Annotated in this window: 25 protein-coding genes and 1 pseudogene; 9 read left to right on the forward strand and 17 right to left on the reverse strand. The window is 67.6% G+C overall.

Features of this window, described 5'->3' with window-relative positions:
• Positions 1–2 precede the first annotated feature (2 nt).
• Complete coding sequence (locus ACZ50Z_RS16115; protein ID WP_464484449.1) at positions 3–827, forward strand: transglycosylase family protein; 825 nt, start codon at positions 3–5, stop codon at positions 825–827.
• A gap of 100 nt (positions 828–927) precedes the next feature.
• Here the strand turns inward: ACZ50Z_RS16115 and ACZ50Z_RS16120 are convergent, their stop codons facing one another.
• The 4 genes from ACZ50Z_RS16120 to ACZ50Z_RS16135 are packed head-to-tail and all read right to left on the reverse strand — an operon-like array spanning position 928 to position 2,568.
• Entirely contained in the window at positions 928–1,353 is a 426-nt protein-coding gene (locus tag ACZ50Z_RS16120; protein ID WP_464484450.1) for a molybdenum cofactor biosynthesis protein MoaE, read from the reverse strand.
• On the reverse strand, positions 1,350–1,832 hold the full coding sequence (locus tag ACZ50Z_RS16125; RefSeq protein ID WP_464484451.1) for a MogA/MoaB family molybdenum cofactor biosynthesis protein: 483 nt from the start codon (positions 1,830–1,832) through the stop codon (positions 1,350–1,352). Before ACZ50Z_RS16125 ends, ACZ50Z_RS16120 begins: the two co-directional genes overlap by 4 nt.
• Entirely contained in the window at positions 1,829–2,359 is a 531-nt protein-coding gene (moaC, locus tag ACZ50Z_RS16130) for a cyclic pyranopterin monophosphate synthase MoaC (RefSeq protein ID WP_464484452.1), read from the reverse strand. The genes ACZ50Z_RS16125 and moaC overlap by 4 nt, the downstream gene beginning before the upstream one ends.
• An 8-nt stretch (positions 2,360–2,367) precedes the next feature.
• Entirely contained in the window at positions 2,368–2,568 is a 201-nt protein-coding gene (locus ACZ50Z_RS16135; RefSeq protein WP_464484453.1) for a hypothetical protein, read from the reverse strand.
• 108 nt (positions 2,569–2,676) lie between these two features.
• On the opposite strand from ACZ50Z_RS16135, the gene ACZ50Z_RS16140 reads away from it, so the two are divergent.
• Together ACZ50Z_RS16140 and ACZ50Z_RS16145 are read left to right on the forward strand one after the other, a co-directional pair.
• A complete protein-coding gene (locus ACZ50Z_RS16140; RefSeq protein WP_464484454.1) occupies positions 2,677–4,935 on the forward strand; it encodes a helicase-associated domain-containing protein in 2,259 nt (752 codons plus the stop codon).
• Between the two features lie 47 nt (positions 4,936–4,982).
• A complete protein-coding gene (locus ACZ50Z_RS16145) occupies positions 4,983–6,632 on the forward strand; it encodes a DNA repair helicase XPB (protein WP_464484455.1) in 1,650 nt (549 codons plus the stop codon).
• Between the two features lie 62 nt (positions 6,633–6,694).
• Here the strand turns inward: ACZ50Z_RS16145 and ACZ50Z_RS16150 are convergent, their stop codons facing one another.
• Complete coding sequence (locus ACZ50Z_RS16150; RefSeq protein WP_464484456.1) at positions 6,695–7,840, reverse strand: thiolase family protein; 1,146 nt, start codon at positions 7,838–7,840, stop codon at positions 6,695–6,697.
• A 13-nt stretch (positions 7,841–7,853) separates the two neighbouring features.
• A complete protein-coding gene (locus ACZ50Z_RS16155; protein WP_464486268.1) occupies positions 7,854–8,267 on the reverse strand; it encodes a Zn-ribbon domain-containing OB-fold protein in 414 nt (137 codons plus the stop codon).
• A 144-nt stretch (positions 8,268–8,411) separates the two neighbouring features.
• Between ACZ50Z_RS16155 and ACZ50Z_RS16160 the strand changes: the two genes are divergently transcribed.
• Positions 8,412–8,705, forward strand: coding sequence for a putative quinol monooxygenase (locus ACZ50Z_RS16160; RefSeq protein WP_464484457.1), 294 nt, complete (start codon positions 8,412–8,414; stop codon positions 8,703–8,705).
• Positions 8,706–8,709: 4 nt separating this feature from the next.
• Here ACZ50Z_RS16160 and ACZ50Z_RS16165 read toward each other — a convergent pair whose 3' ends face one another.
• Complete coding sequence (locus ACZ50Z_RS16165; RefSeq protein WP_464484458.1) at positions 8,710–9,699, reverse strand: LLM class F420-dependent oxidoreductase; 990 nt, start codon at positions 9,697–9,699, stop codon at positions 8,710–8,712.
• Positions 9,700–9,726: 27 nt separating this feature from the next.
• Positions 9,727–10,263: a TetR/AcrR family transcriptional regulator gene (locus ACZ50Z_RS16170; RefSeq protein ID WP_464484459.1), complete on the reverse strand. Its 537-nt coding sequence runs from the start codon at positions 10,261–10,263 to the stop codon at positions 9,727–9,729.
• Between the two features lie 80 nt (positions 10,264–10,343).
• Between ACZ50Z_RS16170 and ACZ50Z_RS16175 the strand changes: the two genes are divergently transcribed.
• From ACZ50Z_RS16175 to ACZ50Z_RS16185, 3 genes and pseudogenes are all read left to right on the forward strand, one after another.
• On the forward strand, positions 10,344–11,552 hold the full coding sequence (locus ACZ50Z_RS16175) for an FAD-dependent monooxygenase (RefSeq protein WP_464484460.1): 1,209 nt from the start codon (positions 10,344–10,346) through the stop codon (positions 11,550–11,552).
• A gap of 67 nt (positions 11,553–11,619) precedes the next feature.
• Complete coding sequence (locus ACZ50Z_RS16180) at positions 11,620–12,480, forward strand: LLM class F420-dependent oxidoreductase (protein ID WP_464484461.1); 861 nt, start codon at positions 11,620–11,622, stop codon at positions 12,478–12,480.
• A gap of 32 nt (positions 12,481–12,512) precedes the next feature.
• Positions 12,513–13,118: pseudogene (locus ACZ50Z_RS16185) on the forward strand (class I SAM-dependent methyltransferase).
• 74 nt (positions 13,119–13,192) lie between these two features.
• Here ACZ50Z_RS16185 and ACZ50Z_RS16190 read toward each other — a convergent pair.
• Positions 13,193–15,337, reverse strand: a complete 2,145-nt coding sequence (locus tag ACZ50Z_RS16190) for a 3-hydroxyacyl-CoA dehydrogenase NAD-binding domain-containing protein (RefSeq protein ID WP_464484462.1) — start codon at positions 15,335–15,337, stop codon at positions 13,193–13,195.
• Positions 15,338–15,341: 4 nt separating this feature from the next.
• Entirely contained in the window at positions 15,342–16,553 is a 1,212-nt protein-coding gene (locus tag ACZ50Z_RS16195; RefSeq protein WP_464484463.1) for an acetyl-CoA C-acetyltransferase, read from the reverse strand.
• Between the two features lie 229 nt (positions 16,554–16,782).
• Here ACZ50Z_RS16195 and ACZ50Z_RS16200 point away from each other — a divergent pair, with 229 nt between their 5' ends.
• Entirely contained in the window at positions 16,783–17,964 is a 1,182-nt protein-coding gene (locus ACZ50Z_RS16200; protein WP_464484464.1) for a pyridoxal phosphate-dependent aminotransferase, read from the forward strand.
• Here ACZ50Z_RS16200 and ACZ50Z_RS16205 read toward each other — a convergent pair.
• Genes ACZ50Z_RS16205 through ACZ50Z_RS16220 form a run of 4 tightly spaced genes read right to left on the reverse strand, consistent with a single transcriptional unit; the run spans position 17,957 to position 20,564 of the window.
• The gene (locus tag ACZ50Z_RS16205; RefSeq protein WP_464484465.1) at positions 17,957–18,412 is read right to left on the reverse strand and encodes an SRPBCC family protein; all 456 of its coding nucleotides are present in this window, start codon (positions 18,410–18,412) and stop codon (positions 17,957–17,959) included. The genes ACZ50Z_RS16200 and ACZ50Z_RS16205 overlap by 8 nt on opposite strands.
• A 58-nt stretch (positions 18,413–18,470) precedes the next feature.
• Positions 18,471–18,926: an SRPBCC family protein gene (locus ACZ50Z_RS16210; RefSeq protein ID WP_464484466.1), complete on the reverse strand. Its 456-nt coding sequence runs from the start codon at positions 18,924–18,926 to the stop codon at positions 18,471–18,473.
• A gap of 58 nt (positions 18,927–18,984) precedes the next feature.
• A complete protein-coding gene (locus tag ACZ50Z_RS16215; RefSeq protein WP_464484467.1) occupies positions 18,985–20,115 on the reverse strand; it encodes a CaiB/BaiF CoA transferase family protein in 1,131 nt (376 codons plus the stop codon).
• A gap of 5 nt (positions 20,116–20,120) precedes the next feature.
• The gene (locus tag ACZ50Z_RS16220; protein WP_464484468.1) at positions 20,121–20,564 is read right to left on the reverse strand and encodes an SRPBCC family protein; all 444 of its coding nucleotides are present in this window, start codon (positions 20,562–20,564) and stop codon (positions 20,121–20,123) included.
• Between the two features lie 35 nt (positions 20,565–20,599).
• On the opposite strand from ACZ50Z_RS16220, the gene ACZ50Z_RS16225 reads away from it, so the two are divergent.
• Positions 20,600–22,315, forward strand: coding sequence for an alpha-keto acid decarboxylase family protein (locus ACZ50Z_RS16225; RefSeq protein ID WP_464484469.1), 1,716 nt, complete (start codon positions 20,600–20,602; stop codon positions 22,313–22,315).
• A gap of 4 nt (positions 22,316–22,319) precedes the next feature.
• On the opposite strand, the gene ACZ50Z_RS16230 is transcribed toward ACZ50Z_RS16225, so the two are convergent.
• Genes ACZ50Z_RS16230 through ACZ50Z_RS16240 form a run of 3 tightly spaced genes read right to left on the reverse strand, consistent with a single transcriptional unit; the run spans position 22,320 to position 24,619 of the window.
• Entirely contained in the window at positions 22,320–22,505 is a 186-nt protein-coding gene (locus tag ACZ50Z_RS16230; RefSeq protein WP_163706028.1) for a (2Fe-2S)-binding protein, read from the reverse strand.
• Between the two features lie 9 nt (positions 22,506–22,514).
• Complete coding sequence (locus ACZ50Z_RS16235; RefSeq protein ID WP_464484470.1) at positions 22,515–23,141, reverse strand: fatty-acid--CoA ligase; 627 nt, start codon at positions 23,139–23,141, stop codon at positions 22,515–22,517.
• The gene (locus tag ACZ50Z_RS16240) at positions 23,138–24,619 is read right to left on the reverse strand and encodes a FadD3 family acyl-CoA ligase (protein WP_464484471.1); all 1,482 of its coding nucleotides are present in this window, start codon (positions 24,617–24,619) and stop codon (positions 23,138–23,140) included. Before ACZ50Z_RS16240 ends, ACZ50Z_RS16235 begins: the two co-directional genes overlap by 4 nt.
• Positions 24,620–24,631 lie beyond the last annotated feature (12 nt).

Below are 24,631 nucleotides of genomic sequence, written 5' to 3' on the forward strand. Positions count from 1 at the left end.
GCATGAGCGGACGTCACCGTAAGCCCACCGCATCCAGTGTCAATGTCGCCAAGATCGCCTTCACCGGCGCAGTGCTTGGTGGCGGCAGCATCGCCCTCGCCGGCCAGGCGGCCGCGGCCACCGACGGCGAATGGGACCAGGTAGCCCGCTGCGAGTCCGGCGGCAACTGGGCCATCAATACCGGCAACGGCTACCACGGCGGGGTGCAATTCAGCGCCAGCACGTGGTCCTCACACGGTGGCGGCCAATACGCCCCGTCGGCCGAACTTGCCACCAAGGAACAGCAGATCGCCGTCGCCGAGCGCGTGCTGGCGACTCAGGGCCGCGGCGCGTGGCCCGTCTGTGGCGGCCCGCTGTCGGCCCCCAGCCCGCGCGAGGTGCCCGCTCCGGCCGGCCTGGACGCCCCGCTGGATGCGCCCGGCGTCAACGGCGCACCGGCGCCGCAGGCCCCGCAGGACGCCCCGCCGCCCGCTCCGGTGCAGCTGGCCTCCTTCGACCGTCCGGCACCGCCGGAAGCCCCGGCAGAACTGCCGGCGCCCCCGGCCGACGCGATGCCGCCCGCACCCCCCGCGGACGCCGCACCTCCCGCGGAGGCCGCACCTCCGGCCGACCTGCCGCCTGAGCCCCCGGCCGAGGCGATGCCGCCCGCGCCTCCGGCGGACGCGCCCGTCGCGGACGCGGACTTCCAAGGTTTCGTCCCGGTCGGCATGCCGGAGCTCACGCCCGACGCCAGCTACACCCAGCAGCTCTGGGAAGCGATTCGGGCACAGGACGTTCAGGGGAACGACGCGCTGGACGCCCTGGCTCAGCCGTCGTCCAACGCCTGAGCCTCCGGCGCCACAGATTCCCCGCACGCCCCGAAAACCCTCCTGTTCGGGGCGTGTCGGGCACGGCGCACCAATCTCGGCGGCTCAGCTAGCTACGGCGTCACGCCGAGCCCACCCACTCCTCGGAGCCGTCGGCGAAGAACTGGTGTTTCCACACCGGTAACCGCGCCTTGATGGTGTCGACCAGTTGCGCGCAGGTGGCGAATGCTTGCTGCCGGTGGTCGGCGGCGACCGCCGCCACCAATGCCGCATCTCCGATGTGCAGCACACCGATGCGGTGGCTGGCGGCCACGGCGCGTACGCCGCTGGACTGCGCCGCGACATCGGCCACCACATCGGCCATGACCTGGGCGGCCGAGGGGTGTGCGGAGTACTCCAGCCGCACCACGCGGCGCCCGACATCATGGTCACGGATCATGCCGACGAACCCGACGATGGCCCCCGCCGACTGGTGGCCCACCAGCTCTTCATGCTCAGCCAGGAGAATCGGGTGTTCGGTCATCGCGGCGCGCACGACCAGCGTCATCGCTGGTGGTCTTTACCGGCAAGTTGGTCGAGCGCGTGGTCGAGCACGTCGGCGAGCACCCCGAGCCCATCGCGCACCCCGCCAGGTGACCCCGGCAGGTTGACGATCAGGGTCCGCCCGGCCACGCCGCACACGCTGCGGGACAACACCGACGTCGGCACCTTGGGCAGGCCCGACTGGCGGATCGCCTCTGCCAGGCCGGGAATGAGGTAATCGATGACGGCCACGGTCTGGTCCGGGGTGCTGTCGCTGGGTGAGATGCCGGTGCCGCCGGAGGTGAGGATGACGTCGACGTCGTCATCGATCGCCTTGCGCAGCGCATCGCCGACCGGCGACCCGTCGGCGACCACCTCCGGTTCGCCGGGCGAAAAGCCCCGCTGCGTCAGCCATTCGGTGATGATCGGCCCGCATCGGTCTTCGTACTGTCCGGCCGACGCCCGGGTCGAGGCGATGATGACGCGGGCCGATCGAGTGCTCATGACCGCGTCCACATTCCGGTTTTGCCGCCTTCCTTGCGCAGGACTCGAATGTCATCGATCCGCGCGGCCGGGTCGACCGCTTTGATCATGTCGTAGAGCGTCAGAGCCGCGACGCTGACGGCGCTCAGCGCTTCCATTTCCACCCCCGTACGGTCCGTGCTGCGCACCGTCGCGGTGATCTCGATGTCCGATTCGGCCACGTCGAAGTCGATGTCGACCCCGGTCAGCGCGAGCTGATGGCAGAGCGGAATGAGATCGCTGGTGCGCTTTGCCGCTTGGATACCCGCTATCCGGGCGGTGGCAAGCGCGTCGCCCTTGGGCAGGCCCCCCGTCGAGATCAGCGCCACCACGTGCGCCGACGTGCGTAGGGCGCCCGCGGCCACGGCGGTCCGCTTGGTGGCCACCTTCTCGCTGACGTCGACCATGTGGGCCGCCCCCTGCTCGTCCACGTGTGACAGCGCACCTGAGCGGGATTCTCCCGACACCCAGGTCGCCGAGGCTTTCGAGGCCTCAGGGGCCCTAGCCATGTGGAGACCTACCGATTGACCACGGTGACCGGGTGCAGGTAGGGCAGCTCGGCGGAGGGCAGCGGGAACGTCAGCTCGCCGAAGGGCGACAGCGCACCCGTCCGGTCGGTCACGAGTTCGCTGACCGCGTGGTCGTCGGGGTCCGTCGTCGGCCAGCCGTTGTCGACATACTTGGTTTTGCGAGCTTTGCCCTCAGCAGTGTCAGCCACGTTGTCCATTCTGACAGGTGGCCCGAAAGCGCGTGGCGCAAGACCGTAGGTTTGCGCCGCCCATCGCTGTCCGCCCGGTATTCATGACCTGCTTTACGCTGGTCAGCGATGACCGACAACACCCCGGATATCCCGCTGGGGTCGTGGCTGGCCGAGTTATCCGATGAGCGCCTGATTCGACTGCTGGAATTGCGGCCGGACCTCGCCCAGCCCCCGCCCGGCAGCATCGCCGCGCTGGCCGCCCGAGCCCAGGCCCGCCAGTCGATCAAGGCTGCCACCGACGATCTCGACTTCCTGCGGCTGGCCGTGCTCGATGCGTTACTGGTGCTGCAGGCCGACGCGGAACCGGTGCCGACCGCCAAGCTGCTGGCGCTGATCGGCGACCGCGCCCCCGAAGTCGACGTCCTCGACGCGGTCGACGACCTCCGGCAACGCGTCCTGGTCTGGGGCGAGACCGCGCTGCGGCTCGCCCCGGACGCCGGGACGGGAATGCCGTGGCATCCGGGGCAGGTCATCCTCGAGGACACCTCGCGCGACGCCGAGCAGATCACCGGCCTGATCGACGACCTCAACCAGCCGCAGCTCGACGTGCTGGAGAAACTCCTCGAAGGCTCGCCGATGGGCCGCACCCGTGACGCCGCGCCCGGCGCGGCGGCGGACCGCCCGGTCCCCCAACTGCTGGCCATGGGCCTGTTGCGGCGCGTCGACGCCGAGACCGTGATCCTGCCCCGCCACGTGGGACAGGTGCTGCGCGGCGAGACGCCCGGCCCGATGCAGCTGACCGCACCCGACCCGGTGGTGTCGACCACCACCGCCGACGACACCGACGCGACGGCCGCCGGCGCCGCCATCGACCTTTTGCGGGAGCTCGACGTCCTACTCGAAACACTTTCCGCCGCACCGATTTCCGAGCTGCGCAGTGGCGGGCTGGGAATTCGGGACGTCAAACGGCTGAGCAAGTCGACCGGCATCGACGAGCCGCGGCTGGGTTTGGTCCTCGAAGTCGCGGCCGCGGCCGGACTGATCGCCAGTGGCATGCCTGACCCCGAACCGGCCGCCGGTGAGGCGCCCTACTGGGCTCCGACGGTCGCCACCGACCGGTTCGCCGCGTTGTCCACCGCCGAGCGCTGGCAGCTGTTGGCCAGCAGCTGGCTCGACCTCCCCAGCCGGCCCGCGCTGATCGGCACTCGTGGCCCCGACGCCAAACCCTATGGGGCCCTTACCGATGCCCTGTATTCGACGGCCGCGCCGCTGGATCGCCGGCTGTTGCTCGGGATGCTCGCGGAGCTCCCGCCCGGCGCCGGCGTCGACGCGGCGGAAGCATCGGCCGCGCTGATCTGGCGGCGTCCCCGCTGGGCCAAGCGATTACAGCCGGGGCCCGTCGGGGATCTGCTCACCGAAAGCCACGCCATGGGCCTGGTGGGGCGCGGGGCGATCAGCACGCCCGGTCGGGCGCTGCTGGACGAGGACAACGATCCGCAGGTCGCGATCGATGCGATGACCCGCGCGCTCCCCAAACCCGTCGATCACTTCCTGGTGCAGGCGGACCTGACGGTGGTGGTGCCCGGGCCGCTGCAGCGCGACCTGGCCGAGCAACTCGCCACGGTGGCCACCGTCGAATCCGCCGGCACGGCGATGGTGTACCGCGTCAGTGAGCAGTCCATCCGGCATGCGCTCGACGTCGGCAAGACCCGCGACTGGATGCATGCCCTGTTCGCCAACCACTCCAAAACGCCGGTGCCCCAAGGGCTTACCTACCTCATTGACGACGTCGCGCGCCGACACGGGCAGCTGCGGATCGGCATGGCCGCGTCGTTCGTGCGCTGCGAGGACCCGGCCCTGCTGGCCCAGGCCGTGGCCGCACCCGCGACCGACGAGGTGCAGCTGCGCGCCCTGGCCCCCACGGTGGCGGTGTCCCCGGCGCCGATCGGCGAGGTGCTCGCCGCGCTGCGGGCCGCGGGCTTCGCCCCGGCCGCCGAAGACTCCACGGGCGCCATCGTCGACGTGCGGCCCCGCGGCGCCCGGCTGGCCGCCCCGCAGCAACGCCGCCCCTATCGCCCGGCGCGGCGTCCCAACAGCGACAGCCTGCACGCGGTCGTCGCGGTGCTGCGCAAGGTCACCGCCGCACCGTTCGGCAACGTCCGCGTCGACCCGGCAACCACCATGACCCTCTTGCAGCGCGCCGCCAGGGAACAAGACACCCTGGTGATCGGTTATCTAGACGCGGCCGGCGTGGCCACCCAGCGCGTTGTGTCGCCGATCAGCGTCCGGGGCGGCCAGCTGGTGGCCTTTGATTCGGCGTCGGGAAGGCTGCGCGACTTCGCCATCCACCGTATCACGTCGGTGGTGTCGGGCTCCGGCCGATAATGGAATGACTCACGCCGACCAGGAAACGAAAAGGAGCGACGCTGACCATGTCTGACGGACCGTTGATCGTGCAGTCCGACAAGACGGTGTTGCTCGAAGTGGACCACGAGCAGGCCGGCGCGGCCCGGGCCGCCATCGCGCCGTTCGCCGAGCTGGAACGCGCACCCGAGCACGTGCACACCTACCGCATCACGCCGCTGGCGCTGTGGAACGCGCGCGCCGCCGGCCACGACGCCGAACAGGTCGTCGACGCGCTAGTGTCCTTCTCCCGCTACGCGGTGCCGCAGCCGCTGCTGGTCGACATCGTCGACACCATGGCCCGCTACGGCCGCTTGCAGCTGGTGAAGAACCCGGCGCACGGCCTGACGCTGGTGAGCCTGGACCGCGCGGTGCTCGAGGAGGTGCTGCGCAACAAGAAGATCGCGCCGATGCTCGGCGCCCGGATCGACGACGACACCGTCATCGTCCATCCCAGCGAGCGCGGCCGCGTCAAGCAGATGCTGCTCAAGATCGGTTGGCCTGCAGAGGATCTCGCGGGCTACGTCGACGGAGAGGCGCATCCGATCAGCCTGGCCCAGGACGGCTGGCACCTGCGCGACTATCAGCAGATGGCCACCGACTCGTTCTGGGCTGGCGGCTCCGGCGTGGTGGTGCTGCCCTGCGGGGCCGGCAAGACACTGGTGGGAGCGGCCGCGATGGCGAAAGCCGGTGCGACAACGCTGATTTTGGTCACCAACATCGTCGCGGCGCGGCAGTGGAAGCGCGAGCTGATCGCCCGCACCTCGCTCACCGAGGAGGAGATCGGCGAGTACTCCGGTGAGCGCAAGGAAATTCGGCCCGTCACCATTTCGACGTACCAGATGATCACTCGTCGCACCAAAGGTGAGTACCGCCACCTCGAGCTCTTCGACAGCCGGGACTGGGGGCTGATCATTTACGACGAGGTCCACCTGTTGCCGGCACCCGTGTTTCGGATGACCGCCGACCTGCAGTCCAAGCGGCGTCTCGGGCTGACCGCCACGCTCGTTCGTGAGGACGGCCGCGAGGGCGACGTGTTCTCCCTGATCGGCCCGAAACGCTATGACGCGCCGTGGAAGGACATCGAGGCGCAGGGGTGGATCGCCCCGGCGGAGTGCGTCGAGGTGCGGGTCACGATGACCGACAACGAGCGGATGATGTACGCCACCGCCGAGCCCGAAGAGCGTTACAAGCTGTGCTCGACGGTGCATACCAAAATCGCTGTGGTCAAATCGATTCTGGCGAAGCATCCGGGTGAGCAGACGCTGGTGATCGGCGCGTACCTCGATCAACTCGACGAGCTGGGCGCCGAACTGGACGCCCCGGTGATCCAGGGCTCCACGCGGACCAAGGAACGCGAGGAGCTGTTCGACGGATTCCGCCGCGGCGAGGTGAACACGTTGGTGGTGTCCAAGGTCGCCAACTTTTCCATCGACTTGCCGGAAGCCGCGGTGGCCGTGCAGGTTTCGGGAACCTTCGGCTCACGCCAAGAAGAGGCGCAGCGGCTGGGCCGGCTGCTTCGGCCCAAGGCCGACGGCGGCGGCGCCATCTTCTATTCCGTGGTGGCGCGCGACAGCCTGGACGCCGAATACGCCGCGCACCGGCAGCGCTTCCTGGCCGAGCAGGGTTATGGCTACATCATCCGCGACGCCGACGACCTCCTGGGTCCGGCCATCTAGCACGAGCAGACGCAAGAGCCCCCGAAACTCCGTTGTTTCGGGGGCTCTTGCGTCTGTTGTCGCTACCGAGACAGGATGGTCGCCGATGCGGTGCCGGGCGCGCCGTACACCTGGGCCAGGCCGACGCGCGGATCCCCGGGCACCTGGCGCTCTCCGGCCTCGCCGCGCAACTGCCGCACCAGTTCGTGCATCTGCCGCAGCCCCGATGCGCCGATCGGCTCGCCGTTGGCGATCAGGCCACCGTCGGTGTTGACCGGTATCGAGCCGTGGATCTCGGTGGCGCCGTCGGCCAGCAGTTTCTCCTGTTCGCCGTCCGCGCACAGGCCGGTCTCGGCCATGTGGATCACCTCGGCGCCGGCGTCGGTGTCCTGCAGCTGCGCGACGTCGACGTCCTCGGGTCCGATGCCGGCCGCCTCGTAGGCGGCCTTGGCCGCGTACACCGTCGGTGACGCGTCCTCGTCCAAGGGGGCCGACGTGGCGTGCACCTCGTAGGCGCCGAACCGGCGCGTCCGAATCTCGCAGGCGCGCACATAGACTGGCTTGTCGGTGAATTTTTCGGCCATGTCGGCGCGGCACATGATGACCGCGGCCGCCCCCTCGTCGGGCGCGCAGAACATGTACTGCGTCAACGGGTAGTTCAGCGCGGGCGATTTGAGGATCTCCTCGACGGAAATCTCCTTGCGCCGGAACGCATTCGGGTTCAGCGCACCATTGCGGAAGTTCTTGTTGGCCACCCGCGCCAGCGTCTCCTGGGAGATGTTGTGGTCGTGGATGTACTTGTTGGCCTTCATGCCGAAGAACTTGGTCGTGACGAACTGCCCGTTGTTGGCGTACCACTGCGGAAGCGCGAGCTTGGCGGGATCGTCGGTGAACGCACCGCGCGGGTGCTTGTCGAGGCCGATGGCGATGCCGATGTCGTACTTGCCCAGCCGGATGGTGTCGGCGGTCTGCTGGATGGCGCTGGCCGCGGTGGCGCAGGCGTTGAACACGTTGGTGAACGTGATGCCGGTGAGCCCGACCAGGCGGGTCACGGCGTCGGGGTTGGAGACCTCATAGCTGCCGCCGAACCCGAATTGGATGTCTTTCCAGTCCACTCCGGCATCTTTGAGCGCCAGCTGGACGGCCTCGGCGCCCATCTGCATCGCGGTCTTCTCGAACCTGCCGAACGGGTGGAGGCCTACGCCGATGATGGCGACGTCGTTGGTCATCTCAAATCCTCACTCAGACCGGCTGGAACGCGAACGTGATGATTTCGGCGCCCTCGTCGTCGGTGTTGAGGGGCACCATGGTGAGTTCGACCTCCTGGCCGAACTGCAGCCTGGCCGGATCGTTCTCGGTCAACCGCCCTTCGACACGGATGACGTCACCGAGCTGGACCAGACCCACTCCGAACGGCACGAAGTCCTTGCCGGCCGGGCCCGCGTAGGGGGCCCCAGGCGGAAAGCCCTGCGTCGTCCACGCCACCAGCGTCCCGCGGCGGGGCAACAACACGTCGGACATCTCGCCGCCGCTGCACCGCGGGCACCACTGCTGCACCGGAAAGGTGGTGGCCTCACAGCTGCCGCATCGGCTGCCGATCAGCTGTGGGCTCTCATCCGGCCAGGTAGAGATCTCGGGGGCTAGTGCCTTCTGCATCGAGGGGTCCTCCAGGATCGTCGACAATCCGCCAACAGAACTCACTGAACCGTATAACAGCTTTCCGAAAAGTGGAAACCACATTCTCCTCATCGCTCAATGGCTGAGCACACCCGCCCCGCGCGGGGGAGATATGTTGGCGCCATGACGGTCACCGTGATACTCGAGCTCAGGTTCAAGCCCGAAGAAGTCGCCGCGGGGCGCGAGCTGATGGGCCGGGCGCTGCAGGACACTCGGGCGTTCGAGGGCAACGTCCGCACCGACGTGCTCGTCGACGAGGACGACGAAGCGCACTGGCTCATCTACGAGATCTGGGAGACCGTCGAGAACGACGAGGCCTACCGCGCGTTTCGCGCCGGCGAGGGCAAGCTGACGCAGCTTCCCCCGCTGCTCGCCGCGCCCCCGGCCAAGACCAGATACCTCACCAGCGACGTGTGACGGGTTAGCTCAGCGCCGGCACGACCTCTCGTTCGAACAGCTCGATGCTGGAGCGGTCGTAGGCGGCCTCGGGGAAATAGCAAATGACGTAGTCACATCCGAGGTCGCGGAGCTTCGTCAAACGCTCGACGACCTGTTCGGGCGTGCCGGTTGCCGAGTCCGGCCCGCTGGTGCCGGCGATCATCGCATCCGCGGCAGCCTCGCCGACGTAACCGACCATGCGGTCGCGGACGCGTTGCAGCCGGCCTTTGACATCGGCCTCCGACGGCCCGACGACAGCGTTGACGTTCACCGAACGCACGATGGCGTCGAAGTCGGTGCCCACGTCACGGCAGTGCCCAGCCAGCACCTGCGACTTGTGGGCGAACGCGTCCGGCTCGGGCGTGAAGTTGGTGTACTGCGCGTATCGGGCGGCAATGCGCAAGGTCACCTTCTCGCCGCCGCCCGCGATCCACAGCGGAATTCCGTTGTCCTGCAGTGGCTTAGGAGCGACGATCGCGCCGTCCACCTGATAGTGCTTGCCGTCGAAGCTGACCCTGCCGTCGCGCCAGGCGTCGCGCATGATCTGGACACCTTCGTCCAGCCGACCCAGCCGCACGCCCGCCGCCGGGAATCCGTAACCGTAAGCGCGCCATTCATGTTCGTACCAGCCGCCGCCGATCCCCATCTGAATCCGGCCACCGGAAATGATGTCGGCCGTGGCGGCCACCTTGGCGAGGTAGACCGGGTTGCGGTAGCTCATCGCCGTGCACATCTGGCCGAGCTTGATGCGCGACGTGGTGGCCGCGTACGCGGACATCAGCGACCACGCTTCGTGGGTGGCTTCCCCGGTGGGCACCGGGACGGTGTGGAAATGGTCATAGACCCACAGCGAGTCCCACCCGCCCCGGTCGGCGTGGTCGGCCAGCTCGCGCATCACCGCCCAGTGCTTCTCGGGTTCGATGCCGACGAGATCCATTCGCCAGCCTTGCGGAATGAAGAGACCGAAGCGCATACCAACGGACTGTAGCCCGGCCAGAATTCAGCCATTCAGTGCATCGAGCGCGGCCGCGACCGTTTTCTCGCGCAGCTCCTCCTGCGGCGCGTCGACGAACTGCACGCAGCAGTCCTGCAAACCGCCGAACGCGACGACCGCCCGGGTGGACTGCGCGAGCGTCGGCGCCTCGCCGAACACCAGCCTGGACAACCGCTCGCGCCACGCGAGCACGGTGTCGATGAGGTCCAGGTCGATCAGCGTCGACAGCTCGGTCAGCAACAGCACCAGATCCCGGCGGTGCCGGTAGTGGAAATCGAAATAGCCTTCCAACAACTCGCGAACATCGACGGCGCCGCGATTCTCGTGGTCCGCGACGAACCGCTCACCTTCGTCGATAAGCGGCACCAGGATGCTTCGCACCAGGTCCTCGCGCGATGGAAAGTGGTAGTACAGCGCGGGTTTGGTGATGCCCAGCTGGTTGGCGATGTCCTGCAGGCTGGTGCGCTGAACACCCCGCTGCAAAAACAGCTCGCGGGCGGCCTCTTGAATCCGCTCGCGCGTGTCTGACCGGGGCCTGCTCACCCTCCGAGTTTATCTGACTTACCGATTGGTAAGCGCGATGCTATGCTTACCGAACGTTAAGTAAGTGCGGGAGGTGGATCATGCGGATACTCATTTCCGGCGCCAGCGTCGCCGGCCCGGTACTGGCGTACTGGCTGTCGCGGTACGGCTTCGACGTCACCGTCGTCGACCGCGCACCGACGCTGCGCAAAACGGGTGGCCACGCCGTCGACTTGTTCCGTCCCGCGATGGAGATCTCGGCGAAGATGGGCGTCCTGCCGCGCATCGAGGCTCTGGCCACCGGGACGAACCGGCTGACGCTGTATCGGGAAGGCCGGCCGCGGGCCGTCGACGTCGACCTCACCAAGATCTACGCCGCCAGCTCCGACCGGCACGTGGAGATCATGCGCGACGACCTCAGCGAGATTTATTACGACGCCGCCCGCGACGCCGTCGAGTACGTGTTCGGCGACTCGATCACCGCGATCGAGCACGACGGCACCGTGACATTCGAGCGCTCGCCGGCACGCACCTTCGACGTCGTCGTCGGCGCCGACGGCCTGCATTCCAACGTCCGACGCCTGACCTTCGGTGACGAGGCCGGTCTGACCCGCTTCCTCGGGGGATACCTGTCGGTGTTGTCGGCGCCCAAGACGCTGGTCGAGCCCGGGGCGATGGTCGGCCACGTCGGCGTCGGCCGCTTCGCCGGCATCTACACCGCGGACCACCTGGACGACGCGCGGGTGGTGTTTCTCTTTCGCCACCGGGACGAACTCGACTACGACCATCGCGATGTGTTGCGGCAGAAGGATTTACTGCGCGACGCGTTCACCGGGATGCATGACCAGGTGGACGGCTGGCTGGCCCACACCGAACGCACGCCCACCTTCTACTTCGACTCCATCACCCAGCTGCGCACCGACAGGTGGTCGCGTCGGCACGTCACCCTGGTCGGCGACGCCGGATATTGCCCGGGACCGGCGGTGGGCGGCAGCACCAGCCTCGCGGTCCTCGGCGCCTACGTGCTGGCCGGAGAGCTCGCCCGGGCCGACGGCGACCACCTGCGCGCCTTCGCGGCCTACGAACTGCAGATGCGCGAACCGGTGCACCGCAGCCGGTCTTTCGCCCGCGGCGCGGCCAAGGGCATCATCCCCGATTCCCGCGCTGGGGTCTGGGCGTTAACCCATGGAGCCCAACTGATCTCGGCGATGCCGGGGTGGCTGTCCCGGTCGCTGGCCAAGCTGAACACCAAGGGTGTCCGCATGCACGACTCGATGCCGGTCCCCGACTACGCCGGGAGCGACGTCTGACAGCATGTCCAGTAGGCCGCGGACCTCAGCGGCCGCGGCGCGCGCACGCACGAAGGGAAGGCCTCAGATGGAACTGACCGGCGTTGGGATCTGGAGCAGTCAACTGCGCTACGGCGACCCGGCCGAATCCGCCGACGCGGCAGCCGAACTCGATGAACTCGGCTTCCCCGCGCTGTGGATACCCGACGTCGGCGGGCCGGTGTTCGACTCGGTGGGCCATCTGCTCGCCGCGACGAACCGGACCGTGATCGCCACCGGCATCCTGAATCTGTGGATGCATGCGCCCGGCGATGTCGCCGAATCCTTTTCGACGCTGACCGCCGAGCACGGGGACCGCTTCCTGCTGGGAATCGGCGTCAGCCACGCGCCGCTGATCGACGCCGGCCAGCCCGGGCGCTACCGCAAGCCGCTGGCTGCCACGGCCACATTCCTGGACGGATTGGATGCCGCACCACGGCCGGTTCCCACCGAGCGGCGGGTTCTGGCCGCACTCGGCCCGAAGATGCTGGCGCTGTCCGCGAGCCGCGCCGCCGGCGCCCACCCCTACCTGGTCACTCCCGACCACACCGCTTCTGCGCGTGCGGCTTTGGGCCAGGGTCCCCTGCTGTTGCCGGAGCAGACGGTGATCCTGACCGACAGCGCCGACGAGGCGCGTGAGATCGGAACCGACTGGCTGCGGTCGTATTTGGCGTTGCCCAACTACGCGAACAACCTGCTGCGCAGCGGATTTTCCCAAGATGATGTGACGCAGGTGAGCGATCGGCTCTTCAACGCGATCATCGCCTGGGGTGACGAAGACGCGATCATGCGCAGGGTCGCCGAGCATCGTTCCGCCGGCGCTGATCATGTCTGCGTCCAGGTGTTGCGGGCCGATCCACGAGCCTTCCCGCGCGAGGAATGGCGCCGAATCGCCGCGGCCACCCGATAGGAGATGACCCGCGGCGGGCCTTAGGGTGAGCCATGGCTTCCAAACAGACGCTGTTTCGGATCTTTTACCGCCTCGGCTTCACCCCGTGGGACGGTCATCCGCTCGCCCAAAGCGTTCGGGACCTCGTCGAGGGAACCGGCGATGCCGCCGCGCTTCCCGCCGGGTCCGCCCTCGAACTGGGATGCGGGACCGGCGACTGTTCGATCTACCTCGCCCAACACGGCTGGAATGTCACCGCGGTCGACTTCGTCGCCAAGCCTCTCGAGCGGGCGCGGGCCAAGGCCGGCGCGGCCGGCGCGGCGGTCGACTTCGTCCAGGCCGACGTCACATAGTTGAGCCGGGCGGGAGTCGGCGCGAATTTCGAGTTGATCCTCGACAACGGGTGCCTGCACAACATGAGCGATGCGGATCGCGACGCCTACGCCCGGGAGATCAGCGCCGTGGCGGCCCCCGATGCCCGGCTGTTGATCGTCGCGTTCGTGCCCGGAGGCCGGGTCGGGGTGCGCGGCGTTGATCACGACGAGATGGAACGGCGCTTCACTCCCAACTGGACATTGCTGTCGGCGGGTGCGGAACGCGAGCTGGACCGCGCCGAGAAAACCCCGGCTCGCTACTACCTGTTCCAAAAGCGCCGTTAACGCGCGAGCAGACGCAGAATCGCACTGTGGGAACCCATCGCGTGCGATTCTGCGTCTGGTCGCGGAACCTTACGTCAGCTCAGTGACGCGGGCGGCAGGAATCGGTCGCCGTAGCGGGCGGCCAGCTCCTTGGCGCGGGCCACGAAGGCTTCCTTGCCCGTGCCGGCGGCACCGGAGTAGCCGACGATGAACTGCGCGCTACCACCGGTGTACGGCGGGAAGCCGATGCCCATAATCGACCCGATGTTGGCGTCGGCCGTCGAGGTCAGCACGCCCTCGTCCAGGCACTTCTGCGTCTCGAGCGCCTCGGCGAACAGCATGCGATCGATCATGTCCTGCAACGGAATATCCGCGCTGCCCGAGTTGAACGTCTCGCTCAGGCCCGGCCACAGGCGGGTGCGCTTGCCGTCCACGTACTCGTAGAAGCCGGCGCCCTTCAAACGGCTGGGCCGACCGATCTCGATCATCTTCTCGACGACCGCCTCCGCCGGATGCGGCTCGTACGTGCCGCCCGCGTCCTCGACGCCCTTGCGGGTGGCGGTGGCGATCTTGTGCATCAGCTCCAGGTTCAGTTCATCGGACAGCTGCAGCGGCGGTGCCGGGTAGCCGGCCTGCGAACCGGCGTGCTCCACGCTGGCGGGGGCCACGCCCTCGCCGAGCATCGCCAGCGCCTCGTTCACGAACGTGCCGATCACGCGGCTGGTGAAGAACCCGCGGCTGTCGTTGACCACGATCGGCGTCTTGCCGATCGCCAGCGTGTAGTCGAACACCCGGGCCAAGGCCTCGTCAGAAGTCTTCTCGCCCTTGATGATTTCCACCAGCGGCATCTTGTCGACCGGCGAGAAGAAGTGGATCCCGATGAAGTCCTCTTGGCGCTTGACGCCGGTCGCCAGACCGGTGATCGGCAGTGTGGAGGTGTTCGACCCGAGCAGCGCGTTGGGCTCGACGACGTCCTCGATCTCCTGGAAGACCTTGTGCTTGAGTTCCTGGTTCTCGAACACGGCCTCGATGACGAAGTCGACGCCCGCCAGGTCGGCCGGGTCGGCCGTCGGGGTGATGCGGTCCAGCAGCGCCTTGCTCTTCTCCTCGGTGGTCTTCCCACGCTGAAGTGCTTTGGCCTCAAGCTTTTCCGAGTAGCCCTTACCCTTCTGGGCGGCCTCGGCACTGACGTCCTTGAGCACCACGTCGAAGCCGGCCTTGGCCGACACGTAGGCGATGCCGGCGCCCATCATGCCCGCGCCCAGCACGCCGATCTTGTTGATCTTGACCGGCTCGATGCCGTCGGGGCGCGAACCACCGCCGTTGATGTGCTGCAGGTCAAGGAAGAACGCCTGGATCATGTTCTTGGCGACCTGGCCCGTGACCAACTGGGTGAAGTAACGGCTTTCGATGCGGCTGGCCGTGTCGAAGTCCACCTGCGCGCCCTCGACAACCGCGTCCAGGATGGCCCGCGGCGCGGGCATCGGGGCGCCCTTGAGTTGCTTCTTCAGCAGCGCCGGGAACGCCGGCAGGTTTGCCGCCAGCGCGGGACTGGATGGGGTGCCGCCGGGCATCTTGTAACCCTTTTTGTCCCAAGGCTGTTCATGCGAGTCGGGGTTGGCCTTGATCCATGCCTTGGCGGCAGGCACCAATTCCTCGACGGACCCGACGAGCTCGTCGACCAGTCCGATCTCCTTGGCCTTGCCCGGCTTGAAGCGAGTGCCCTGCGACAGCACCTCCATGAATGCCTTCTGGATACCGAACATCCGCACGGTGCGGGTCACCCCGCCACCGCCCGGCAGCAGGCCCAGCGTCACCTCGGGCAGACCCACGACCAATCCCTTGACGTCGGCGGCGATCCGGTGGTGACAGGCCAGCGCGATCTCCAGGCCGCCGCCCAGCGCGGCGCCGTTGATGGCGGCCACCACCGGCTTGCCCAGGGTCTCCAGCGCACGCAGGTCGCGCTTGACCGACTCGACGGTGTCGAACGCCTCGCCGGCGTTCTCGGGGCCGAGGTTGATCATGCCCTTGAGGTCACCGCCGGCGAAGAAGGTCTTCTTCGCGCTGGTGATCACGACGCCGGTGATCGAATCCTTCTCGGCGGCAAGGCGTTCGACGGCGTTGTGCATGGACTCGCTGTAGTGCTCATTCATCACGTTGGCCGACCCGGTGGGGTCGTCCAGCGTCAGCGTGACGATGCCGTCGGCGTCCTTATCCCACTGAATCGTGTTCTCTGCCATGGTCTTAAACCCTCTCGATGATGGTGGCGACACCCATGCCGCCGCCGATGCACAGTGTGACCAGGGCGCGACGCGCGTTGCGGCGCTCGAGCTCGTCGACCATGGTGCCGGTGATCATGGCGCCGGTGGCGCCCAGCGGGTGGCCCATCGCGATGGCGCCGCCGTTGACGTTGAGCTTCTCGTCGGGAATGTTGAGGTCCTTTTGGAACTTCAGCACCACCGACGCGAATGCCTCGTTGAGCTCGAACAGGTCGATGTCGTCGACGGTCAGGCCGGCGCGGTCGAGGACCTTCTGCGTGGCGGGCGTCGGGCCGGTCAGCATGATGACCGGGTCCGCGCCGCTGGTCGCGGTGGCGACGATGCGGGCCCGCGGGGTCAGCCCCTGCGACTTGCCGGCGGCCTCCGAACCGACCAGCACCAGCGCGGCACCGTCGACGATGCCGGAGCTGTTGCCGCCGGTGTGGACGTGGTTGATCTTTTCGACCCAGTGGTATTTGGTCAGCGCCACGTCGTCGAAGCCGCCCATCTCGCCGATACCGTCGAACGCGGTCTTCAGCTTGCCCAGGCCCTCGAGGGTGGTGTCGGGCCGCATGTGCTCGTCGTGGTCGAGGATGACCAGACCATTCTGGTCGCGCACCGGCACGACCGACTTGGCGAAGTAGCCGCCGGACCACGCCGCGGCCGCCTTCTCCTGCGAGCGCAGGGCGTAGCGGTCGACGTCCTCGCGGGAGAAGCCCTCGATGGTGGCGATCAGGTCGGCACCGATGCCCTGCGGCACGAAACCGATTTGGTAGTTGGTCTCGGGGTCGGTCGCCCACGCGCCGCCGTCGGAGCCCATCGGCACGCGGCTCATGGACTCGACGCCGCCGGCCAGCACCAGGTCGTCCCAGCCGGAACGCACCTTCTGGGCGGCGGTGTTGACGGCTTCCAGGCCGGAGGCGCAGAACCGGTTGAGCTGCACGCCGCCGGTGGTCTCGGGTAGCCCGGCGGCCAGCACCGCGGTGCGTGCGATATCGCCGCCCTGGTCACCGACCGGGGACACGACGCCCAGGATCATGTCGCTGATCAGGTTCTCGTCCAGGTCGGGGTAGCGCCGGCGCAGCTCGTCGACCAGGCCGACGACCAGGTTGAGCGGCTTCACCTCGTTGAGCGAGCCGTTGCGCTGCTTGCCTCGCGGTGTGCGGATGGCCTCATAAATGAAAGCTTCTTCGGACATGACGACTTCCTTGTTCGCGAATAGGGTTCGAATCCCGTCTTCAAGACTAGGTCCCGCACCACCCTAACAGCAGGGCCCGTCCAACCTGTTGGTTGGGCATGTTGGCGCTGGTCAGGCCTCTTGAGCGTGAGACGCCACGCGCTCGAGCGTCACGCCAGCGCGGCTGCGGCGGGCGAGCGCCACGCTGGCGTGAATTCGCGGACCCATGCTCCGCTTAAGCTCGACGACCATGACGGTCTCGCGACTGCGTCCGTACGCGACCACGGTGTTCGCCGAGATGTCGGCGCTGGCCGCGCGGATCGGAGCGGTGAACCTCGGCCAGGGGTTTCCCGACGAAGACGGGCCGCCGGCCATGCTCAAGGCCGCGCAGGAGGCCATCGCCGACGGTGTCAACCAATACCCGCCCGGGATCGGCATCGCGCCGCTGCGACACGCGATCGCCGCCCAGCGCCACCGCCAGTACGGCATCGAGTACGACCCCGACACCGAGGTGCTGGTGACGGTCGGGGCGACCGAGGCCATCGCCTCGGCGGTGATCGGCCTGATCGAGCCCGGCTCGGAGGTCGTCCTCATCGAGCCGTTCTACGACTCCTATTCACCCGTGGTGGCGATGGCCTCCGCGCGGCGGGTCGCCGTGCCGTTGGTCCCCCACGGCCGCGGCTTCGCCCTGGACGCTGACGCACTGCGACGGGCGGTGACGCCACGGACCCGCGCGCTGATCGTCAACTCCCCGCACAACCCGACCGGCACGGTGCTCAGCGCGACCGAACTGGCCGCCATCGCCGAGATCGCCGTCGCGGCCGACCTGTTGGTGATCACCGACGAGGTGTACGAACACCTTGTGTTTGACGGCCGCCAACACGTGCCGCTGGCCGGGTTCGACGGCATGGCCGAGCGGACGATCACCATCTCCAGCGCGGCCAAGATGTTCAACTGCACCGGCTGGAAGATCGGATGGGCTTGTGGCCCAGCGCAACTCATCGCCGGAATGCGCGCGGCCAAACAATATCTGAGCTATGTCGGCGGCGCGCCATTCCAGCCGGCGGTGGCTCTGGCGTTGGAGAAAGAGGGCGCGTGGGTGGACGACCTGCGCGCCACGTTGCAGGCCCGGCGCGATCGGCTGGCCGCGGGGCTGATCGACATCGGGTTCGAGGTACACGACAGCGCGGGCACGTACTTCTTGTGCGCCGATCCGCGCCCCCTGGGCTACGACGACAGCGCCGCGTTCTGCGCCGCGCTACCCGAAAAGGTAGGGGTCGCCGCCATCCCGATGTCGGCCTTCTGCGACCCGGACACCACACGCGGGCCGGCAGACGTGTGGAATCACTTGGTGCGCTTCACCTTCTGTAAACGCGACGCCACGCTCGATGAGGCGATCAAGCGGCTCGCCGCACTGCGCGACGCTACCTAGCCGGACCGAAGCCCTCGAGGCCCATCACCCGCTTGCGCAATCCCTCCAGCGCGGCATGAAGGATTTTCTTGCGGGCCCGCGCAACCCAGAACTCCGGTAGCGGGGCCCACGGTTCGACGGTGATGGTGAACCGCACCCTGGTCCTGTCGTCGGCCAGTCGGCTCAGGTTGTACTCCCCGTGCTGGCCGTGTTGTTGGGCGGTCTTGTGGGCGTCCCACACCATCCAGTCGGGGCCCCAGTGGTATTCGAGCAGTTCCGTGTCGTGGATGCCGGTGACCGCGATCGTGACCTTCACGTGGTGCGGTCGCCCGTCGGGGTGCTTGTCGACGACCTCGACCCGCTTGTGCACCGACGACCATGACGGCACCGCATCCATATCGGCGAGCGCCTCCATGATGACCTCGGGAGGCGCATCGATCACGATTTCCGACGATGCTTGTACAGCCACTGCTTATAAGTTAACAACAGCGACGCCGCCGGCGAAGGACGAAAACCGCGGACGCCGACTATTCCGGCTCGGCTGAACGGTTGCTGCGCATCACCATTTCGCGCAATCCCTTTTCCGCGCCGTCGAGGGCGCTTTCGCTCGCCCGCCGGACGATGAACGCGGGCATCGGCCGGCCCGGTTCGACGGTGATGTCGAAGCGCACCCGAGTCTGGCCGACGCCTTCGGGTTTGAGGTTGTACTCGACGTGCTGACCGTGCTGCTGGGAGGTTCCTTTGGCGTCGTAGCAGACCCAGTCCGGGCCCCAGTGGTACTCGAGGATCTCCCTGTCGACGAGCCCCAGAATCTTGATGGTGGTCTTGACGTGGTGGGGCCGGCCGTCGGGATAACGGTCGATCACTTCGATGTGTTTATGCAACGGTGACCACGACGAGAGGACGCCGACATCTGTCAGCGCCTCCATGACCACTTCTGGCGGCGCGTTGACGACAAACTCTCGTGATGCTTTTACGGCCACTGAGATCAAATCTAGCAACGCAGGACCGGGCATGGATCGCTTCGACGTAATCGATGGTCTACCAGTTGATTTCGTCAAGCGGCGTGGTGGCCGCCGGCGGCGGACCCACGGCTCCGGCAGGTGTCCGCGAAAAGCGCGGGGCGGGTGCGGCCTGGTCGACGCCGTGGGCGGTGATGACGGTGGACCGCGTCCGCAGGTGGTCGTCGGTCGCGGCTTCGGTCCACGTCAGCACCGGGGTGACACACGCATCGGTGCCGGCGAACGTCCGCGCCCATTCGTCACGGGTCCGGCTCGCGAACCGTTGCGTGAAAACGTCGCGCATCTGCGGGTAGGAATCCCTGTCGAACTGGCCGGGCACGTCCTCGGGTGACAGGCCGAGCCCGTCGAGCAACGCCGCGAAGAATTGTGGCTCGATGGAGCCGACGGCCATGTATCGGCCGTCGGCGGTCTCGTAGCAACCGTAGAACGGGGCGCCACCGTCGAGCAGGAACGATTGGCGTCGGTCACGCAGTGCGCCAGTGGACTTCATGGTCCACATCATCTGGGCCAGCAGGCTCACCCCGTCGACCATCGCCGCGTCGACGACCTGCCCCTCGCCCGAGCGTTCCCGTTCATAGAGCGCGGCCGTAATGCCGAGCAGCGCCAGCATCGAGCCGCCGCCGAAGTCGGCGACCAGGTTCAGTGGCGGGATCGGCGGACGGTCGGCGTAGCCGAGCGCCGACAGCGCGCCGGTCTGCGACAGGTAGTTGATGTCGTGACCGGCGGTGCGCGCCAGGGGACCGTCCTGACCCCAGCCGGTGATCCGCGCGAAGATCAGGCGTGGATTGACCTCCGCGCATTCCCCGGGGCCGATGCCAAGTCGCTCGCACGTGCCGGGGCGAAAACAGTCCAGCAGCACGTCGGCCTTGGCCGCGAGCTCCAGCAGTGCCTGCGGTTGCGCCTTGACGTCGAGGTCGACGATCCGCTTGCCGCGGTGCAACAAGTCCCGGTCCTCGGCCGGCATTTCGAGGCCGCCGGCTCGGTGGCGACCCGCTGCGCCCGGCTCCGCCGGGCTCGCGATCGCCATGCCGGGGCGGCGCACCCGCACCACGTCGGCGCCGAGATCGGCGAGCAGCATTCCCGCGTGCGGCCCCGGTCCGATGCCGCCGAGTTCGATGACTCTCACCCCGGCCAGCGGGCCCCCGCTCACGGTGACTACTTGCCCTTCTTGACCTCGAGCACCCGCTCGCGCAGCGCCTTGGTGGCGGAGTCGATGGTCCCCTTCACGGCACGCTTCAGCACGAAGCCGGGCAGCGGCACATTCGGGTCCGCAAGCAGCTCGAACTTCACCAGAGTCTTGTCGCCCTGCGGTATCAGGGTGTACTTCCCGTCCTGCGCCTTCTGCTGCGAGGAGCTGACCAGCGTCCAGCTCACCGCGTTGTCGGTCCAGGTGTAGGCGACCACTTGTTCGTCGGTGATCCCGGCGACCTTGACCCTCATCTTCACTTGGCGGGGCCGCCCGTCGTCGCCGGTCTCGAGGACCTCCGCGCTCTGGTGCGGTTCCGACCATTCGGGCATCGATTCGAAATCGGCGATGACGTCCAGAATCTCCTCGGGACTGGCTTCGATCACGATGTCGCGGGATTCTTTGAGTGCCATGGCCCGAACGATACTGGCACGGCGCCGCGCCCGGAATGGATTCGCCCGAGCGTACCGTCGTGCCTGTGACTGATGCCGCGACCGAACCCACATACACCGTCGGCGACTATCTGTTGGACCGTCTCGCCGAACTCGGCGTCTCGGAGATCTTCGGCGTCCCGGGTGATTACAACCTCGAGTTCCTCGACCACATCATCGCCCACCCCAACCTGCGGTGGGTCGGCAACGCCAACGAGCTGAACGCCGGCTACGCCGCCGACGGATATGGGCGGCTGCGCGGAATATCGGCTTTGGTAACGACATTCGGGGTCGGTGAGCTGTCTGCGGCCAATGCGATCGCGGGCAGCTTCGCCGAGCAGGTGCCCGTCGTGCACATCGTCGGCGGCCCCTCCAAGGATGCCCAGGGCACCCGCCGGGCGCTGCACCATTCGCTCGGTGACGGGGACTTCGAGCATTTCTTCCGGGTCAGCCGCGAAATCACCTGCGCTCAAGCCAATCTCATGCCCGCCACCGCGCGCCGCGAGATCGATCGGGTGCTGTGCGAGGTGCGCGAGCAGAAGCGACCGGGATACATCCTGCTGTCCACCGACGTGGCCCGCTTCCCCACCGAACCGCCCGAGGCTCCGCTGTCCCGCTACAGCGGTGGCACCAGCCCCCGCGCGCTGGCGATGTTCGTCGAGGCCGCGACCGAACTCATCGGCGATCACCAGCTCACCGTGCTCGCCGACCTGCTGGTCCATCGCCTGCAGGCGATCAAAGAACTCGAGGCGTTGCTGGCGGCCGACGTCGTGCCGCACGCCACGCTGATGTGGGGGAAGAGTCTGCTCGACGAGAGCTCACCGCATTTCCTGGGGATCTACGCGGGATCGGCCAGCGCGCCGGCGGTGCGCACCGCGATCGAAGAGGCACCCGTGCTGGTCACCGCCGGCGTGGTGTTCACCGACATGGTGAGCGGCTTTTTCAGCCAGCGGATCGACCCGGCACGGACCATCGACGTCGGGCAGTACCAAAGCAGGGTGGCCGGAGAAGTCTTCGCGCCGTTGGAAATGGGCGCCGCGCTGGAGGCGCTGGCCACCATCCTGGTCCGGCGCGGAGTCTCGTCGCCACCGGTGGCGTCGCCGCCGGCCGAGCCGCCGCCGCCGGCCCCGCCGGGCGATCAGCCCCTGACCCAAAAGATGCTCTGGGATCGGCTGTGCCGGGCCCTCACACCGGGCAACGTGGTGCTCGCCGACCAGGGCACCTGCTTCTACGGCATGGCCGACCACCGGTTGCCGCAAGGCGTCACCTTCATCGGCCAACCACTATGGGGCTCAATCGGTTACACATTGCCCGCCGCGCTGGGCGCGGCGGTGGCACACCCGGACCGCCGCACGGTGTTGCTCATCGGGGACGGCGCCGCGCAATTGACCATCCAGGAGCTGGGCACCTTCTCACGCGAGGGGCTCTCCCCCGTCATCGTGGTGGTCAACAACGACGGCTACACCGTCGAGCGCGCCATCCACGGCGAGACGGCGCCGTACAACGACATCGTCAGCTGGAAGTGGACGGACATTCCCCACGCGCTGGGCGTCACCGACCACCTGGCGTTCCGGGTCCAGACCTACGGGGAACTCGACGAGGCGTTGACCGCCGCCGCCGAACACAAAGACTGCCTGGTTTTCGTCGAGGTGGTGCTGCCACGGCTCGAGATCCCACACCTGCTCGTCGAACTCGTTCAACCGACGTCGGCGGACGGCAGTCCGCGCCGCTGAAGGTCTAGCGCGAGTTGGGCGTCCGCTCCGGCGACGATGATCGCAGGATGGCCTGCACCGTCCGCCGGCAGCGACCGCAATCGGCGCCCGCCCCGCATGCCTGGGCGACTTCCTTGGTGGTCGACGCCCCGCATTCCACCGCTTCGCACACGGTTTGGCTGGTGACGCCGTTACACAGGCATACGAACACCGGCGAACCTCAGTCCACCTCGATGCGCATCATGTCGGAGAACCGGCCGACGAACAGCGGCGGATAGGCGCCGATGCCCGCTCCCGACATCCACTGGGCCGCGGCGTCAGGGTGGTCGATCCACGCCCGCGCGCTTTCCTCGTCGGGGAACTCCTGCAGGATCAGCACCTCGTGATCATCGTCGAAAGCCTGGAATACCCAGGTCTTCCGGATGCCGGCCGTGGTGAATCTGTCCATGGCCGTGCTGACTTCGGAGGTCAGCAGGGTCACGTCATTGACGGAGGCGATGGCGGCCACCACGACGCCGGGGGCCGCCGGAGTTTTCGGTGGCTGGGCGATGAACCGGTCGATGATCTCGCCGGCGAACACCGCCGGGATGTCGTCGACGCCGGCTTCGTCGAACCAATCGAAGAAGACGCGCGAACGCAGCAGCTCGACGATCGGCTCACGGCTGTGAACTCCGATCATCACCAGCACCCGGCCGTGGTCGTGGGTCGAGGTGTAGACCAGCACGTGGTGCGCGCCGATATCGGCCAGGGCCGCCTTGTTGCGTTCCAGCAGCGGCCATACGCGGGACGGATCCGGGACACGGTAGTCCGACGCGATCACCATCGAATGAATGTCGCCGTTATTCATCGAAGTTGGTCCTTCATCACTTTCCCCGTCGCGTTGAGTGGGAGTGAATCAAGGAACTGTACCGCGCGCGGCACCTTGAACCCGGCCATGCGGTCACGGCACCAGCCGATCAATTCGTCGGCACCGACCTCGCCCTTGCGGACCACGAACGCCTTGCCCACCTGGCCCATCCGCTCGTCGGGGATACCGATGACGGCCGCCTGCGCGACGGCGGGATGGTTGAGCAGGAAGCCCTCGATCTCGGCGGGGTAGGCGTTGAACCCCCCGACGATGAACATGTCCTTCTTGCGGCCGACGATGCGCAGCCGGCCGGTGTCGTCGAAACTTCCCAGATCGCCGGTGTGCAGCCACCCCTCGGCGTCGATCGCCTGGGCGGTGGCGGCGGGGTCGTCGAGGTAGCCCTGCATGACGCCGTAGCCGCGCACCACCACCTCGCCGTCGTCGGCGATGCGCACCTCGACGCCGTCGCAGGGCAGTCCCGCGGTGGTCGCGACATCCTCGAAGGAATCCCCGGGCCGGGACAGCGTGACGTTGCCGGCCTCGGTGAGCCCGTAGCCGGTCATCAACGTCTCGAACGGCAGTTCGCCGTGGATGCGACGGACCAGCTCGACCGGGATGTCGGCGGCGCCGGTCACCGCGGCGCGCAGCGTCGACAGCTTGGACTTGTCACCGACGCCCAGCAAGGAGTGGTACAGCGTCGGCGGCCCGGGGAGCATCGTGATGCGTTCGTGCTCAATGAGATCCACCACCGTGTCGATGTCGAAGACCGCGACCGGCAGCATCGTGGCGCCGCGCAGGAATGATGTGACCAGCCCCGCCTTCAGGCCGAACGTGTGAAAGTAAGGGTTGATCTGCAAGTACCGATCGCCCTCGCGCAGATCCGCGAGCGTCGCCCACTCCTCATACATCCGCAGCGTCTGGCCGTGATTGAGCATCGCCCCCTTGGGGCGCCCGGTCGTGCCCGACGTGAAGATGATGTCGGAGATGTCGGTGCCGGCGACCGGCCGCTCGAATGGCGAACCGCTGGACAAAAAGTCGGACTTCAGATCGATGACCGGCGGGAGCCCGAAGGGCTTCGAAGTGGACAGAGTGTAATCCTGGTCCAAAAACCCCTTTTGGACCAGGACGGCCTTCACCTTGCTGCGGACGATGATGTCGCCGGCTTCCTCGGTCTTGAAGCGTGTGTTGACCGGGACGAGCACGCCGCCCGCCGTGAGCAACCCGAACGCCGCGATGATCCATTCGGCCGAGTTCGGCGCCCAGATCGCGACGCGGTCACCCTTACCGATGCCGAGGTCAGCGAAAGAACCTGCGGCACAACGTATCCGCTCGACAACTTCGGTGAAGGTGAGGCGCAGCGGACCGTCGACGATCGCTTCCGCATCGCCGAAGCGGTCCGCCGCGCTCAAGACCATCTCGGGGATGGTCTGCCATCTCAGATTGGCCGGTTCCTCCTCATCGCGCTTCGCGCTCTGCATCGTCACCGCCAT

It is taken from the genome of Mycobacterium sp. NTMscope_MAC_269 (genome assembly GCF_976985695.1).

Bases quoted from the DNA above. Each gene is read 5' to 3' on its own strand.
- ACZ50Z_RS16115 (WP_464484449.1), top strand. From the start codon at position 3: ATGAGCGGACGTCACCGTAAGCCCACCGCATCCAGTGTCAATGTCGCC.
- ACZ50Z_RS16120 (WP_464484450.1), bottom strand. From the start codon at position 1,353: ATGACGCTGGTCGTGCGCGCCGCGATGACCGAACACCCGATTCTCCTG.
- ACZ50Z_RS16125 (WP_464484451.1), bottom strand. From the start codon at position 1,832: ATGAGCACTCGATCGGCCCGCGTCATCATCGCCTCGACCCGGGCGTCG.
- moaC (WP_464484452.1), bottom strand. From the start codon at position 2,359: ATGGCTAGGGCCCCTGAGGCCTCGAAAGCCTCGGCGACCTGGGTGTCG.
- ACZ50Z_RS16140 (WP_464484454.1), top strand. From the start codon at position 2,677: ATGACCGACAACACCCCGGATATCCCGCTGGGGTCGTGGCTGGCCGAG.
- ACZ50Z_RS16145 (WP_464484455.1), top strand. From the start codon at position 4,983: ATGTCTGACGGACCGTTGATCGTGCAGTCCGACAAGACGGTGTTGCTC.
- ACZ50Z_RS16150 (WP_464484456.1), bottom strand. From the start codon at position 7,840: ATGACCAACGACGTCGCCATCATCGGCGTAGGCCTCCACCCGTTCGGC.
- ACZ50Z_RS16155 (WP_464486268.1), bottom strand. From the start codon at position 8,267: ATGCAGAAGGCACTAGCCCCCGAGATCTCTACCTGGCCGGATGAGAGC.
- ACZ50Z_RS16160 (WP_464484457.1), top strand. From the start codon at position 8,412: ATGACGGTCACCGTGATACTCGAGCTCAGGTTCAAGCCCGAAGAAGTC.
- ACZ50Z_RS16165 (WP_464484458.1), bottom strand. From the start codon at position 9,699: ATGCGCTTCGGTCTCTTCATTCCGCAAGGCTGGCGAATGGATCTCGTC.
- ACZ50Z_RS16175 (WP_464484460.1), top strand. From the start codon at position 10,344: ATGCGGATACTCATTTCCGGCGCCAGCGTCGCCGGCCCGGTACTGGCG.
- ACZ50Z_RS16180 (WP_464484461.1), top strand. From the start codon at position 11,620: ATGGAACTGACCGGCGTTGGGATCTGGAGCAGTCAACTGCGCTACGGC.
- ACZ50Z_RS16190 (WP_464484462.1), bottom strand. From the start codon at position 15,337: ATGGCAGAGAACACGATTCAGTGGGATAAGGACGCCGACGGCATCGTC.
- ACZ50Z_RS16195 (WP_464484463.1), bottom strand. From the start codon at position 16,553: ATGTCCGAAGAAGCTTTCATTTATGAGGCCATCCGCACACCGCGAGGC.
- ACZ50Z_RS16200 (WP_464484464.1), top strand. From the start codon at position 16,783: ATGACGGTCTCGCGACTGCGTCCGTACGCGACCACGGTGTTCGCCGAG.
- ACZ50Z_RS16220 (WP_464484468.1), bottom strand. From the start codon at position 20,564: ATGGCACTCAAAGAATCCCGCGACATCGTGATCGAAGCCAGTCCCGAG.
- ACZ50Z_RS16225 (WP_464484469.1), top strand. From the start codon at position 20,600: ATGGATTCGCCCGAGCGTACCGTCGTGCCTGTGACTGATGCCGCGACC.
- ACZ50Z_RS16235 (WP_464484470.1), bottom strand. From the start codon at position 23,141: ATGAATAACGGCGACATTCATTCGATGGTGATCGCGTCGGACTACCGT.
- ACZ50Z_RS16240 (WP_464484471.1), bottom strand. From the start codon at position 24,619: ATGCAGAGCGCGAAGCGCGATGAGGAGGAACCGGCCAATCTGAGATGG.